The organism is Dechloromonas denitrificans, from assembly GCF_020510685.1.
In the GTDB taxonomy this organism is placed as follows: Bacteria; Pseudomonadota; Gammaproteobacteria; order Burkholderiales; family Rhodocyclaceae; genus Azonexus; species Azonexus denitrificans_A.
The window spans coordinates 1,558,123-1,572,088 of record NZ_CP075185.1 but is presented as its reverse complement, the minus strand read 5'-3'; the positions used below and the strand labels follow the sequence as shown (position 1 = coordinate 1,572,088).

Here is a 13,966-nt window from a genome sequence, read left to right as displayed (position 1 = left end):
GCTTGCCGCAAGGCTCTACAGTAAAAGCGGGGGAAGTTACCAACTTGTCATTGTTTCGCGAAAGGAAACAGAAATGCGCAGCGTATTGTTACCGGTTGACGGCTCCCGTCACGCCTTTGAAGCGGCTCTTTACGTGATCGGCTTTGCCCGGACGCACGGTGCGCCAGCCGTCCATGTCGTCACCGTCGAACCGGCGCCGGCCGCCTGGCAAACCCACGGCATGGAATCGGAAGAAATCCAGAACCTGCTCTCGGCCCGGGCGCACAGTGCGATGAAGCCGGTGGTGAACGCGCTGAACGAAGCGGGGATTGCCCACCGCACTTACGTCAAGCTCGGCGACCCCGCGGAAACCATCGCCGCGCTGGCCGAAGAGCTCGGCTGCGACACCATCGTCATGGGCACCCGCGGCATCGGCGGCCTGGCCGCCCTGGCCCTCGGCTCGGTAACGCGCAAGGTGCTGCATCTGGCGACGGTGCCGGTGGTCTGCGTCAAGGCCAGCGGCGACTGAGACCTGGACCATCGTCGCCCCGGCGGCACTACCCGGCGGCGAATCGCCGCTTACTTTTCGACGAACGCCCGCTCGATCACGTAATCGCCCATTTCGCCGATATGCGGCGAAATTTTGAAGCCGTGCGCGTCGAGCATGGCCGAGGTGTCCTTCAGCATGGCCGGACTGCCACAGATCATGCCGCGGTCGTGCTCGGGATCGAGCGGCGATTCGCCGATATCGGCGAAGAACTTTCCGGAATGGATCAGATCGGTCAACCGGCCTTCGTTGCGGAAAGGCTCGCGGGTGACGGTCGGGTAATAGATCAGCTTCTCGCGCACCCAGTCGCCGAAGAATTCGTGATCCGAAAGTTCTTCCTCGATGTAGTCGTGATAGGCCAGTTCATTGGTCCAGCGCACGCCGTGGATCAGGATCACCTTGTCGAAACGTTCGTAGGTTTCCGGTTCGTGGATCAGGCTCATGAACGGCGCCAGCCCGGTGCCGGTGGCGAACATGAACAGCCGCTTGCCCGGCTTGAGGTCGCGCAGGACCAGCGTCCCGGTCGGCTTGCGGCTGATCAGCACCGGGTCGCCGACCTGCAAATGCTGCAGGCGCGAAGTCAGCGGGCCGTTTTCGACCTTGATGCTGAAGAATTCCAGATGCTCTTCGTGACTGGCGCTGGCGATGCTGTAGGCCCGGGTCAGCGGCCGGCCATCGACTTCGAGACCGATCATGACAAATTGACCGCTGACGAAACGCAGGCTCTGGCTGCGCGTGCAACGGAAGGTGAACAAGGTGTCGTTCCAGTGGTGAACGGACAGGACGGTCTCGGTGCTATAGGCGCTCATAAAGGTAGTTCAGTCAGGTTAAAAATGATCAGGGTTGAAAACGGTAACCGATGCCAATTTCAGTCAGGATATGGCGCGGCTGGGCAGGATGGATTTCGATCTTCTGGCGCAAATGGCCAACATAAACGCGGAGATATTCGTGGTTATCGGCGGCCTGGCCACCCCAGACCTGGACCAGCAACTGGCGATGCGTCAGGACCCGTCCCGGGTTGCCGGCCATCGCCAGGAGCAGGCGATATTCGATCTGGGAAAGCTTGATCGGCTGACCGGCCTTGCTCACCGTGCGGCCGACGCAGTCGATGATGAAATCGCCGAACTCGATGATCGGATTGCTCTCCAGGCGCTGAACCGGCGCCCGGCGCAGCAAGGCGCGAACGCGGGCAAGCAATTCGGGAACGCCAAACGGTTTGGTCAGATAGTCATCGGCCCCGCTATCGAGCGCCTCGACCTTGCCTTTCTCGTCGGCCCGGGCCGAAACGATCAGGATGGGCACCGTGGACCAGCCCCGAAAATCGCGGATGAATTCGCTGCCGTCGCGATCGGGCAAGCCGAGATCGAGCATCACCAGATGCGGCTTGTGCCTTGCCGCCTCGCTGGCGCCCCAGCCGGCCGTGCCGGCCTCGAAGACGCGATAGCCCTCGGCTTCCAGGGCCGAGGACACGAACTCGCGTATCCGCTTGTCGTCTTCGATCAGCAGAATCCGTTCCGGCTCGCTCATGCCTCGTCCTCCAGTGCCAGACAGGGCGCCTGGCCAAGCGGCAGGCGGAGATGAAAGCAACTGCCGCCGCCTTTGCGCCGGTTCGCCGTCAATCTGCCGTGGTGCGCTTCGGCGATATTCTTGACGATCGCCAGCCCGAGTCCGGCGCCGGGAACGCTTGATTCGGCATGGCCGCGCTGGAAAAGCCCGAACAAGGCTTCGACATTCTCGGTCGGCAAGCCCTCCCCCCGGTCGCCGACGGCGATATCGAGCTCATCGCCGAGCCGCCGGATAGCCAGTTCGACCGGGCTGTCGGCAGGCGAGTACTTGATCGCGTTCTCGAGAAGATTCCACAGCGCCCGCTCGATCAACACCGCGTCGATCAGCACAGGGGGCAGATCCGGGTCAATGCTCAGGCCGATCTGCCGGGCCTCGGCGATCGACTTGATCTGCTGCAGCGTCACCCCGACCACCTCCTCGATCGGTTGCCAGGCCAGGTTCAGTTCGACGCCGCCGGATTGCAGACGGGCCATGTCGAGCAGATTATTGACGAACTGGAAGATCGATTGCGCCTGCTCGCGCAAGCCGGACAACAGGGCATGCTGCTTTTCCGGCGGCAGCATCGGCGCCAGCATCAGGGTGTCCGCCGTGCCGACCAGGGCGGTCAGCGGAGTCCGCATGTCATGCGACAACGAGGAAAGGATGGTGTTGCGCAAGGTCGCTGCGGCATGCCGCAGTTCGACTTCCTGAGCGACCTCGGCGTAATGCGTTCGCTCCAGCGCGACCGCGATCAGCGACCCGACGGTCTCCAGAAACTCCCGCTGAGACTGGGTTTCCAACTGGCTGGCAGCGACCTCGAAGCAAATCACCCCATGCCCGGACTCGGCCGTCAGCAGCGGCAATAACGCAACGACGTTGGCGGCGACGGCGGTCGGCCGGGTCAGCAATTGCCGGCGCTCCCGGCTGGCCTGAATCAGGGCGGCATCGGCCAAGGCATTGGCGGCCGAATGCACCTGCTCCGGCCCGATCAGGTGGGCGTGCCGGGCAGCAAAGTTTCGTTCGAGAAAGCGCAAGCTGGTTTCGAGTACCGCTTCGCTCGAGCGCGTCGCGGTAAGTTGCCGGGCGAACTCGTAAAGCGCCTTGTTCTGCGCTGCCTGAGCCTCGACCACTTCGCTGTGGCTGCGCAGATTGGCGGTAACGTGGCCAACCAGCAATGCCACCACCAGCATGATGACCGCCGACAGCAGATACTGGATCTCCGTAATCGCCAGCGAAAAATGGGGCGGCACAAAGACATAGGCAAAAACGAGGGAACCGAAAACTGCCGCAAAAATGGCGACGCCCCGACCGTAGCGGACCCCGTTCAGAACCACGGCCAGAACGTAGAGCAGCGCGACATTCGAAAGATCGAGCACGCCGCGCAGCGGCGTCGTCAGCAGCGTTCCCGCCAGGATGTACAGCGTCGCGGCGAGATATCCCCGGATCGATCGTCGTTTGCCGATCAATCGAGAGAAGGCCACGTCTTCCTCGCTGCTGCTATATTCATGGGGCACCCCAAACCGGAATGTTCCGATGCTAGTGGATGCGATATAAAAGCGCCGTAAAAAATCGGCGGAACCAAAAAAACGCCGCCCGCCGTTGCTTCGGCGGACGGCGTTAGCCATCGCTGGCCGGCCTAGCCGGCCGGATCTATCAGCCTGTTGCTCAGTGCGCCACGGCCTCGCCGACGACCGGCGCGACAACGGCCTTGTGCGGTGCCTGGGGGTGCCAGCCGAGGACCGCCAGCATGAAGAAGAAGCCGACGACGTAAGCAAGCGTCACATGCCAGCCATGCTTCAGCCACTGGGCAGCCGACTTGGCCTCCGGGAACATGCTGGACAAGGCAACGCCGGCCGACGAGCCAAACCACAACAGCGACCCGCCGAAGCCGACGGCATAGGCCAGGAAGCCCCAGTCGAAACCACCCTGGCGTAGCGCCAGGGCCGTCAGCGGGATATTGTCGAAGACCGCGGAAACGAAACCCAGCGTCAGCGCGGACTGCCAGGAGGCGGCCGGGAGTGCTTCGACCGGCATCATCGAGGCGCAGGTGACCAGCGACAGCAGGAAGACAGAACCCTTGACGGCATCCGGCAGCAGTTCCCAGTCGTGGCGCCGCACCGGGATGGTCAGGATGATCGCAACCCAGACCGCAGCACCGATGAAGGGAAAGCTGTCGGCCAACACCGGAAATTTGATGTTGATGGTGACATTCGTGACGATCGCAAACGCCAGCATCAGGAAGACGATGAAAATGCGCCCCCAATCGACATGCGTATTGGCATGCGCATGTTTGATCATCGGCGAATAGGCATGCTGCTGCTTGGCAGCGAAGTAGGCGGTAATCAACAAGGCGACGCCGGCGGCGACATAGGCATGGAGGACTGCCGCGGGGCTGATGCCGTCGATCCACATCATCGTCGTCGTCGTATCGCCGACCACCGAACCCGAACCGCCGGCATTGGAAGCGGCGACGATGGCGGCCAGGAAACCGATATGGACCTTGGCCTTGAACAATTGATGGGCCATGGCGCCGCCGATCAACGCCGCCGCGATATTGTCGAGAAAACTCGAAATCACGAAGACCATGACCAGCAAGACGAAACCGCCCTTCCAGTCATCCGGCAGGAACTTGGGCAGGACAACCGGCACATGGCTCTTCTCGAAGTGCCGGGCGAGCAGCGCGAAGCCGGTGAGCAGGCAGAACAGGTTGGCCAGCGTCACCCACTCATGGCCGAGATGGCCGGCAAAGCCGGCGACGCCGACCCCGGTCTTGAAGCCGGTGACGATGATCTTGTACAGGCTGATCGTCGCCAGACCGGTCAGCGCCACGTAGAGCGTGGCGTTATGGAACAGCGCGACGCCGAGCAAGGTCAGCGCGAACAGGATGAATTCCACCGGAATTCCGCCCAGCGTCGGCAAATCACCGGCGGCAAAGGCGGAAACGGGGAAGAGGACCAGCAGGGACAACAAACGATACATGACTGTTCTCTCGTTGAAATATTTTTGAGTGCGACATTCTACGTGCCCCCAGTCACCCAACGAGAGAATCGCAGCCTTACCCCATCGTCTTCAGATGCTGGATGATCTCGCCGGCCATCGGTTGGGCGTCGCCGTAGAGCATGCGGCAATTGTCGGTGTAGAACAGGGCATTCTCAACCCCGGAATAACCCGTACCCTTGCCGCGCTTGATCACGATGACGTTGTGCGCCTGATCGGCATTGAGGATCGGCATGCCGTAGATCGGGCTGGCCTTGTCGGTGCGGGCGCTCGGATTGACCACGTCGTTGGCGCCGATGATCAGCGCGACGTCGGCCTGGCCGAACTCGCCGTTGATTTCCTCGAGATCGAAGATCTTGTCGTAGGGCACGCCGGCCTCGGCCAGCAGCACGTTCATGTGGCCCGGCATGCGCCCGGCCACCGGGTGGATGGCGAACTTCACCTCGACCCCGGCTTCCTCGAGAATCGAGGTCATTTCCCAGACCTTGTGCTGGGCATGCGCCACCGCCATGCCGTAACCGGGCACGATGATGACCTTGCCGGCGTAGCGCATCAGCGCCGCGGCATCGAGCGCGGAGAGTTCCTTCATCGTCCCTTCGATCGCTGCGCCGCCACCGCTCGCCACCATCGGGGTGAACAGGATGTTGGAGATCGGCCGGTTCATCGCCTTGGCCATCAGCTGGGTGAGCAGCGTGCCGGCGGCGCCGACGACGATGCCGGCGATGATCAGCGCCGGGTTGCCGAGGACGTAGCCCTCGAAACCGACGGCCAGGCCGGTGAAGGCGTTGAACAGCGAGATCACCACCGGCATGTCGGCACCACCGATCGGCAGCGTGACGATCAGGCCGAGGACCAGCGCGACGGCGAAGAAGACGTAGATCAGCTCGGGGTTGGCCGGGGCCAGGGCGATCATCGCCGCACCGAGGCCAAGGGCACTGAGGGCGAGGACGACATTGACGACGTTCTGGGCCGGCAGCCGGTAGGCTTTCTTCATCAGGCCCTGCAGCTTGGCGTAAGCGACACAGGAGCCGGTGAAGGAGACCGAGCCGATCAGCGCGCCGAGCACGGCCAGCGTCGTGGCGACCGGGCTATGCACGTCGCCCTTGGCGAACTCGATGGCGGCAATCGCCGCCGCTGCACCGCCACCCATGCCGTTGTAGATGGCGACCATCTGCGGCATGTCGGTCATCTTGACCCGCTGGCCGGAAATCCAGGCGGCCGAAGCGCCGAGGCCGAGGGCGAGGGCCATCAGCGCGAGGTTCTGCAGGCCGGGCACGAGGAAGGTGCCGGCGATGGCGATGAGCATGCCGTAGCCGGCCCAGACGATGCCTTTCCGGGCACTGGCCGGGGAACTCATGCCTTTCAGGCCGAGGATGAAGAGCAGTGCGCCGACAAACCAGGCGCCTTGGACGTAGATCGGGAGCGTCATGCTCAGGCTTCCTTTTTCTTGAACATGGCGAGCATGCGCTCGGTGACGACGTAACCGCCGGCGGCATTGGCGGCGCCGAGGGCGACGGCGAAGAAGCCGATGGCCTGTTGCACGACGGTGTCGGCGGTGCCGAGCATGAGCATGGCGCCGACGACGACGACGCCGTGGATGAAGTTGGAACCGGACATCAGCGGCGTGTGCAGGATGACCGGCACTTTGGCGATGATCTCGTAGCCGGTGAAGGCGGCGAGCATGAAGATGTATAAGGCGAGCAGGCCGTCCATCAGGCTTCTCCAAAAACTTGTTTGACGGTTGGATGAACGGTGACGCCATCCTTGCAGAGCAGCGTGCCGGCGACGACTTCGTCTTCCCAGTCGAACGCCAGTTCGCCATCCTTGATCCACGGCGAGAGGAAGTTGTAGAGGTTCTTGGCGTACAGCTCGGAGGCGTGGGTCGGCATGCGGGACGGCAGGTTCAACGGGCCGTGGATGTTCACGTCGTTGGCGATGACGTGCTCGCCGGGCTGGGTCAGCGCGCAGTTGCCGCCGGATTCGGCGGCCATGTCGACGATGATGGCGCCGTATTTCATCCGGCCGATCATCTCGGTGGTGATGATGATCGGCGCTTTCTTGCCGGGGATGGCAGCGGTGCTGATCACCACGTCGGCGGCGGCGACGGCCTTGGCGAGTTTCTCGGTCTGCTGCGCCTTCTCCTCGGCGGTCAGGTCGCGGGCGTAGCCGCCGGCGCCGTCGGCCGAGACGCCGGTATCGACGAACTTGGCGCCGAGCGATTCGATCTGTTCCTTGGCGGCGGCGCGCACGTCATAGGCTTCGACCATCGCCCCGAGGCGCTTGCAGGTGGCGATCGCCTGCAGGCCGGCGACGCCGGCGCCGATCACCAGCACGCGGGCCGGCCGGATGGTGCCGGCGGCGGTGGTCAGCATCGGGAAGAACTTGGTACAGCGGGCAGCGGCGATCAGGCCGCATTGGTAGCCGGCACAGGCGCCCTGGCTGGACAGGGCGTCCATGCTCTGGGCGCGCGAGATGCGGGGGAGCAGTTCGAGGGAGAAGGCGGTGATCTTGCGGGCGTTGAGGGCGGCGAGGCGGGCCTGGTCTTCGAAGGGTTTCAACAGGCCGATCAGCACCGACCCCTCGGGCAAGGCGGCGATCTCTGCCGCCGACGGCGGCGTGACGCGGAGAATCAGTTGGGCTTGGCCGTAAACCGCGGGCAAGTCCTGGCCGAAGGCCGCCTGCTCGAAGCCGCCATCCATGAAATGGCTGTCCAGTGCGACATTGTTTTCCAGTACTACTTTCGCCCCCAGTGCCTGAAACTTCTTGCTCGTTTCCGGCACGATGGCGACGCGATGTTCTCCTGGCGCGCTTTCGCGCACCACACCTATGGTTATCGACATATTGTTGTTTAGTCTTCTTCGTTCATGTCCCGACGCGGGACGGTTTCAGGGTCAGCAATGATTCCCCGGTAGATCTCGATCCGGTCGCCGGCCTTCAGCGCGGCATCGAGCTTGACCAGGCGGCCGAACACCCCGACTTTCTGGGCGCTCAGGTCAATGTGGGGAAACTGTTTGAGGATGCCGGAACGATCAATGGCTTCCTTGACCGACGATTCGTCCGGCACCTCGATGTTCAGCCAGATTTGCTGACCGGGTTCGGAATAGGCGACACCGATTTGCATCTCGATTTACCTCCTTCAATTGGTCGTCTGCAAAGGTTTCCCCTTGCTGTCACGACCGTAGATACGCGGTTTGAAATAGGTATCGATGATCGGCGTCATCGAGTTCATCAGCAGCACCGCGAAGGCCACCCCTTCCGGATAACCCGCCCAGGTTCGGATGACGTAGGTGAGTACGCCGCAACCGAAGCCGAAAATCAGCTGGCCGCGCGGCGAGTTCGGCGAAGTCACGTAGTCGGTGGCGATGAAGAAGGCGCCGAGCATCGCCCCGCCCGACAGCAGGTGGGCGCCCATATCGAGATAACGCGCCGGATCGACGGCATGCAGGATGGCGGCGGGAAGCGCAATGCCGGCCAGCATCGCCACGGGGATGTGCCAGGTGATGATGCGCAGGAACATCATCGCCACACCGCCGGCAATAACCAGCCAGGCGGCGGTTTCGCCGAGGCTGCCGGGACGGTTGCCGATGAACGACAGGGCCGGCGCATGCTGCAGCGATTCGAGCAGGCTGATGCCGCGCGACAGCTCGGTCTTGCCGAAGCCCAGCGTCGTCGCGCTGGTCACCGCGTCGAGGGCCGGCGGCATGCCTTTGAGGATGATCAGCAAGCCGTCCAGTACGCCCGGTGCGCCGATGCTGAACATCGGCAGCGGCGCAACCCATGCCGTCATCTGGACCGGAAACGAAATGAGCAGCGCCACCCGCGCCACCATGGCCGGGTTGAACAGGTTCTGGCCGAGCCCGCCGAACGCCTGCTTGCCCAGCATCGTCGCGAACAACCCGCCGAATACGCCGATCCACCACGGCGCCCAGGGTGGTAGCGAAACGGCGAGCAGCCAGCCGGTCAGGATGGCCGAGCCATCGAGCAGCACCGGCGCCGCTGTACGGTTCTGCCAGCGCAGGCTGAAGGCTTCGCCGAGCATCGCCGAGGCGATGGTGATGCCCCAGAGAAAGAAGGCCGGCCAGCCATAAAGCCAGAAGCCGTAAATGGTAGCCGGCGCCAGGGCGAGCATGACCAGGCTCATGATCCGCCCGGGGCTGTTGGTCGTCGTGGTATGCGGCGCGGCGACGGTCATTCCGTACGCTTGGCTCATGCTGAAGCTCCCTGAGTCTGTTCGGTAACTGGTGGCGCAGCAGTCGCCGCCTTGGCGGCTTCGCGCTCGGCCTTGCGGCGGGCCGCGGCTTCTGCCTTTTCCCGGTTCTCGCGTTCGATCCGGGCGGTCTTGGCTTCGGCCAGACGCCGGGTCGCTTCGGTGCGCAGCTTGGTCCGCTCGGCCGCCGTCAGTTCGCCTTTGGCGTGACTGAAATACTGGACCAGCGGGATATGCGACGGACAGACGTAGGCACAGCAGCCGCAGGAGATGCAATCCTGCAGGGCATAGGCCTCGGCGCCCTCAAGGTCGCCGACCCGGATGCGGGCCGCCATTTCGAGCGGCAGCAAGCCCATCGGACAGGCCTTGGTACAACTGCCGCAGCGGATGCACGGGCCGGCTTCGGGAACGAAGGCCTCGGCCGCATTGAAGGCGAGGATGCCGGAAGCGCCCTTGACGATGGGAATCCGGTCATGCAGCAGTGGCGTCCCCATCATCGGACCGCCGAGGATCAGGCGGGCCGGCGCCTCTCTCAGACCGACGAAGGCGAACAGGTCGCTGATCATCGTGCCGAGCGGCGCATAGAGATTGCCGGGATTGGCGATGGCACCGCCGTTCAGGGTAATGATGCGCTCGACCAGCGGCTGGCCGAGACGGATCGCCTTATGCACGGCAGCGCAGGTCGAGACGTTATGGACCAGCACGCCGACTTCGGCGGCCCGGGCGTCGGATGGCACTTCCTTGCCGGTCAGCGTCTGGATCAACTGCTTGTCCGAACCCATCGGATACCACGCCGGCACCGGCCGAATCTTGACTTCCGGGTAGGCTGCGGCGGCCCTGCGCATCGCCGCGATGGCTTCCGGCTTGTTGTCCTCGATGCCGACCAACGCATCCGTCGCGCCAATGGCATGCATGACGAGGCGCGCGCCGTCGATCACCATCTCCGGGAAGTCGCGCATGATGCGGTCGTCGCTCGACAGGTAGGGTTCGCATTCGCCGCCATTGACGATCAGCGTCGACACCTTGAGGCGCTTGCCCAGCGCGAATTTCACGGCGGCCGGGAAGGTCGCGCCGCCGAGACCGACGACGCCGGCCAGTGCGGCGCGGCGGGCGATTTCCTCGGGCGCCGCCGAGAACGGATCGGCCAGCGGCTCGCTGTCGAACCAGCGGTCGGCCCCGTCGGAATCGATGGTGATCGCCTTGAACGGCAGGCCGGACGGATGCGGCGCGGTGACTTCGCCGACCGCGCTGATCGTGCCGGAAACCGAGGCGTGAATCGGCGCCGAGATGTTGCCCTGGGCTTCGGCGATCAGTTGCCCCTTGAGCACTTTCTGGCCCACCAGCACGACGGGCCGGGCCGCACCGCCGACATGCTGGTGCAACGGCATGAAGACGCGGGGGGGCGACGGGAAGAGGCGGAGCGGCGCATCGGCGGCCGGACGCTTGTGGTCTTCCGGATGAACGCCCCAGTTCGGCGTCTTCAGAAAGCGGTCGAGAAATCCCATCGTCGTGTCCTCAGTTGTGGGCGGACGCCGGCTTCGGCCAGGTCCAGTGTTGCAGCGTGACCGGAATGGGCGCCATGCCGAGCGCTTCGGTCGGACAGACGTCGATGCACGACGAACAGCCGGTACAGGCTTCGCGGATGACGTTGTGAATCTGCTTGGCGGCGCCGATGATCGCGTCGGTCGGACAGACCTTCATGCAACGGCAGCAGCCGATGCAGATTTCCTCGGTCACTTCGGCGATCTGCGGCCCGCTGTCGGAAACTTTGGAGAGATCGACCTTGACGCCGAGCTTGGCGGCCAGGGCTTCGACGGTCGCCTTGCCGCCCGGCGGACAGAGGGTGACCGGCGCTTCGCCCTTGGCCAGCGCCGCCGCCGCCTGGGCGCAGCCGACGTAACCGCACTGGCCGCACTGCGAGCCGGGCAGCATCGCCTGCAGCTCGGCCTCGATCGGGTTTTCTTCGACCGCCAGGTAGCGCGACGCGACACCGAGCACGCTCCCCAGGGTCAGGCCCATGACTGCGAGACTTCCTACCGACATCAACATGAGATTCTCCTTCCTGCCAAACTGGTTTAACGATTAGCTCGTGGCAATGCCCGAGAAGCCCATGAACGCCATGGCCAGCATGCCGGCAACGATGAAGGCGATCGGCGGACCTGCGAACAGGCGCGGCACGTTGGCCAGCACGAGACGCTCGCGCAGGCCGGCGAAAATGATCATGACCAGGCTGTAGCCGACGGCCGAGGCAAAGGCGAACATCGTCGAACTCATGAAGCCCATCTTGCCTTCGACCAGCAGCAGCGCGACACCGAGCACGGCGCAGTTGGTGGTGATCAGCGGCAGGTAGATGCCGAGCATCTGGAACAGCGTCGGCGACACCTTCTTGATCGTCATCTCGGTGAATTGCACGGCGCTGGCGATAACCAGAATGAAGGTCACGGTGCGCAGGAAACCGAGGTTGTAGGCATCGAGCAGGTAGGTCTGGACCGCCCAGTCGGCCATCGATGAGACAGTAATGACGAAGGTGGTCGCCAGCCCCATGCCGGCCGCCGTATCGACCCGGGTCGTCACCCCCATGAACGAGCAGAGTCCGAGGAAGCGGGCCAGGATCACGTTGTTCACCAGGGCCGCGCCGATCATCATCAAGGCAAAATCTCTCATCGTCTTCCCCTATTCCTAAACAGTTCCACAGGTTTCGTCAGCCCGCGCCCGGCGCAGGATGCGCGGCACCAGATCGCCCCGGGCGGCGAGACGCCGGGCATTGAAGCGCGCCGCGATCAGGCCGAGCAGCAAGCCGCCGGCCATCCCGAATATCGTCGTCAGATCCTCGCCATAGGCGGCCTGGGTCAGCGAGCCGGCCGTCAGCGCAAAGAGCAGCGGCAAGCCGTAGGCGGTCAGCGACGCCTTAAGCAGCGAGCCTTCGCTGACCCCGACCACCAGGCGATCGCCTTCGCGATAGCCGGCGCCCGGGTTATCGACCACGAAGCGCCGTTGCTGCAGGCGGCTGGTCACTGTGCCGATGCCGGCTGCTTCGCGGGCCTCGATGCCGCAACTGGCACTCGAGGCACAGTGGCCGCAGCTGGTGGTCTGTTCCGGTTCAAGCCAGAGCTGGTCGTCCGTCACGCGAACGACCCGGGCTATCCCCTCGACCGAGCGCTGGGCGGCATTCGGTATCACCGGTAATGAAGTCATGGTTTGAGTACTCATCGATCACACGGCATGCGCGCCGGTCATCTGGATTTCCTTGCCGGCCCGCAGGTCGAGCAGGCGTTTGACGACGACGAGCAGGCCGGTGACGATGAAGCCGCCGGGCGGCAGGATCATCATCAGGACGCCCATGTCGGACGGCAGCAGACGCATTTCGATGACCTTGAAAGTCGGGCCGAGGAGCAGCGAGGCATCCGCGAACAGCGTGCCGGAGCCGATGATTTCGCGCACCGCGCCGACCGAAGTCAGGGCGATAGTGAAACCGAGGCCCATGAACAGGCCATCGAGCAAGGCGGGAACCGGCGACCGCTTGGCGGCGAAGGCTTCCAGCCGGGCCAGCGGCAGGCAGTTCGAGACGATCAACGGAATGAACAGGCCGAGCACCTTGTACAACTCGTGCATCCAGGCATTCATCCCGAGATCGACCACGGTGACCATGGCGGCGACGATCAGGATATAGACCGGAATCCGCACTTCGGTGGTGATCCGGTTACGGAAGATGGCCACCAGCCAGCTCGAAGCCGCCATCACCACCGCCGTCGCCAGGCCCATGCCGAAACCGTTGGTGGCGCTGGTCGTCATCGCCATCGCCGGGCACATGCCGAGCAGCATGCTGAAGACGCCGTTGTTGTCCCACAGGCCGTCCTTGATGATCGTCTTGTAGTCGCTGTTTGCCATGTCAGTCAGCCTCCGTCAAACGGGTTTTGTTCTCTGCAAAAAATTCGAGTCCGCTGCGAATGGCGACCATCACGCCGCGCGGTGTGATCGTCGCGCCGGCGAACTGGTCGAAGTCGCCACCATCCTTTTTCACCTTCCAGCGCTCGAGCGGCGGATTGCCCATCGAGAGCCCGGTGAAGCGCTCGATCCACGGCCCTTTCTTGACCTCGATCTTGTCGCCCAGGCCCGGTGTTTCCTTGTGCGCCAGAACGCGCACGCCGAGCAGCTTGCCCGCGGCATCGATGCCCATCATCAGCTTGATTTCGCCGGCGTAGCCGGTACCGAAAATCTCGTAAGCCACCCCGGTCACCTTGCCGTTCTTCCGGGCGCGAAAAACGGTCAAGGCCTTGCCCTCGGCATTCACCATGGCTACCGTATCGGTCACCGGATTGTTGTCGTGCAACTCGTCCGGCAAGACCTGGCTCAACGAATTCTGCTTGTCCTCGATGGCGCGCGCCTCGATGTCGTCGAGCGTGATCTCGTTGGTGATAGCCAGGAGCAACCCGAATCCCAGACAGAACAGGCAGAGAATCACGCCATGTTTGAACATCTTGGTCTGGCTGGGGACGGGCACTTCGGTCGCAGTTTGGGTAGTAGTCATGATCGAAATGTGGGTTGGCTTGCTACCCATCTAGCAGCTTCTATGCCAATAACCAGAGAAGCGACTTCACCCCCCGAAACCCGAAGAAATATTCCCGATTCCCAAAAATGGGGACAAGAAAAGGCCGCTTTCGCCCGGCCGGAAGCCTGACGCACGAAATTGG

General features: G+C 63.6%; 16 protein-coding genes. 1 reads left to right on the top strand and 15 read right to left on the bottom strand.

The window, feature by feature from the left end:
- Positions 1-73: 73 nt before the first annotated feature.
- Entirely contained in the window at positions 74-508 is a 435-nt protein-coding gene (locus KI611_RS07580; protein WP_226419213.1) for a universal stress protein, read from the top strand.
- Between the two features lie 50 nt (positions 509-558).
- Here KI611_RS07580 and KI611_RS07575 read toward each other — a convergent pair whose 3' ends face one another.
- The 15 genes from KI611_RS07575 to rsxG all read right to left on the bottom strand — a co-directional run bounded on the left by KI611_RS07575 (position 559) and on the right by rsxG (position 13,803).
- Complete coding sequence (locus KI611_RS07575; protein ID WP_226419212.1) at positions 559-1,335, bottom strand: ferredoxin--NADP reductase; 777 nt, start codon at positions 1,333-1,335, stop codon at positions 559-561.
- A gap of 28 nt (positions 1,336-1,363) precedes the next feature.
- The gene (locus tag KI611_RS07570) at positions 1,364-2,053 is read right to left on the bottom strand and encodes a response regulator (protein WP_226419211.1); all 690 of its coding nucleotides are present in this window, start codon (positions 2,051-2,053) and stop codon (positions 1,364-1,366) included.
- Positions 2,050-3,585, bottom strand: a complete 1,536-nt coding sequence (locus tag KI611_RS07565; protein ID WP_226419210.1) for an ATP-binding protein — start codon at positions 3,583-3,585, stop codon at positions 2,050-2,052. The genes KI611_RS07570 and KI611_RS07565 overlap by 4 nt, the downstream gene beginning before the upstream one ends.
- A gap of 151 nt (positions 3,586-3,736) precedes the next feature.
- Positions 3,737-5,050, bottom strand: a complete 1,314-nt coding sequence (locus KI611_RS07560) for a citrate transporter (protein ID WP_226419209.1) — start codon at positions 5,048-5,050, stop codon at positions 3,737-3,739.
- Positions 5,051-5,126: 76 nt separating this feature from the next.
- Positions 5,127-6,497: an NAD(P)(+) transhydrogenase (Re/Si-specific) subunit beta gene (locus KI611_RS07555; protein WP_226419208.1), complete on the bottom strand. Its 1,371-nt coding sequence runs from the start codon at positions 6,495-6,497 to the stop codon at positions 5,127-5,129.
- A gap of 2 nt (positions 6,498-6,499) precedes the next feature.
- Positions 6,500-6,781, bottom strand: a complete 282-nt coding sequence (locus KI611_RS07550; RefSeq protein ID WP_226416651.1) for an NAD(P) transhydrogenase subunit alpha — start codon at positions 6,779-6,781, stop codon at positions 6,500-6,502.
- On the bottom strand, positions 6,781-7,908 hold the full coding sequence (locus tag KI611_RS07545; RefSeq protein ID WP_226419207.1) for an NAD(P) transhydrogenase subunit alpha: 1,128 nt from the start codon (positions 7,906-7,908) through the stop codon (positions 6,781-6,783). Before KI611_RS07545 ends, KI611_RS07550 begins: the two co-directional genes overlap by 1 nt.
- A gap of 8 nt (positions 7,909-7,916) precedes the next feature.
- On the bottom strand, positions 7,917-8,189 hold the full coding sequence (locus KI611_RS07540) for an RnfH family protein (RefSeq protein ID WP_226419206.1): 273 nt from the start codon (positions 8,187-8,189) through the stop codon (positions 7,917-7,919).
- A gap of 15 nt (positions 8,190-8,204) precedes the next feature.
- On the bottom strand, positions 8,205-9,278 hold the full coding sequence (locus KI611_RS07535; RefSeq protein WP_226419205.1) for an RnfABCDGE type electron transport complex subunit D: 1,074 nt from the start codon (positions 9,276-9,278) through the stop codon (positions 8,205-8,207).
- Complete coding sequence (rsxC, locus tag KI611_RS07530; RefSeq protein ID WP_226419204.1) at positions 9,275-10,780, bottom strand: electron transport complex subunit RsxC; 1,506 nt, start codon at positions 10,778-10,780, stop codon at positions 9,275-9,277. Before rsxC ends, KI611_RS07535 begins: the two co-directional genes overlap by 4 nt.
- A 10-nt stretch (positions 10,781-10,790) precedes the next feature.
- The gene (locus tag KI611_RS07525) at positions 10,791-11,324 is read right to left on the bottom strand and encodes an RnfABCDGE type electron transport complex subunit B (protein ID WP_226419203.1); all 534 of its coding nucleotides are present in this window, start codon (positions 11,322-11,324) and stop codon (positions 10,791-10,793) included.
- A gap of 33 nt (positions 11,325-11,357) precedes the next feature.
- Entirely contained in the window at positions 11,358-11,939 is a 582-nt protein-coding gene (gene rsxA, locus KI611_RS07520) for an electron transport complex subunit RsxA (protein WP_226419202.1), read from the bottom strand.
- Positions 11,940-11,954: 15 nt separating this feature from the next.
- Positions 11,955-12,470 carry a SoxR reducing system RseC family protein gene (locus KI611_RS07515; RefSeq protein WP_226419201.1) on the bottom strand — a complete coding sequence of 172 codons (516 nt, stop codon included), beginning with the start codon at positions 12,468-12,470 and terminating at the stop codon, positions 11,955-11,957.
- An 18-nt stretch (positions 12,471-12,488) separates the two neighbouring features.
- On the bottom strand, positions 12,489-13,163 hold the full coding sequence (locus KI611_RS07510) for an electron transport complex subunit E (RefSeq protein ID WP_226419200.1): 675 nt from the start codon (positions 13,161-13,163) through the stop codon (positions 12,489-12,491).
- Position 13,164: 1 nt separating this feature from the next.
- Positions 13,165-13,803, bottom strand: coding sequence for an electron transport complex subunit RsxG (gene rsxG / locus KI611_RS07505; RefSeq protein ID WP_226419199.1), 639 nt, complete (start codon positions 13,801-13,803; stop codon positions 13,165-13,167).
- Between the last annotated feature and the right edge of the window lie 163 nt (positions 13,804-13,966).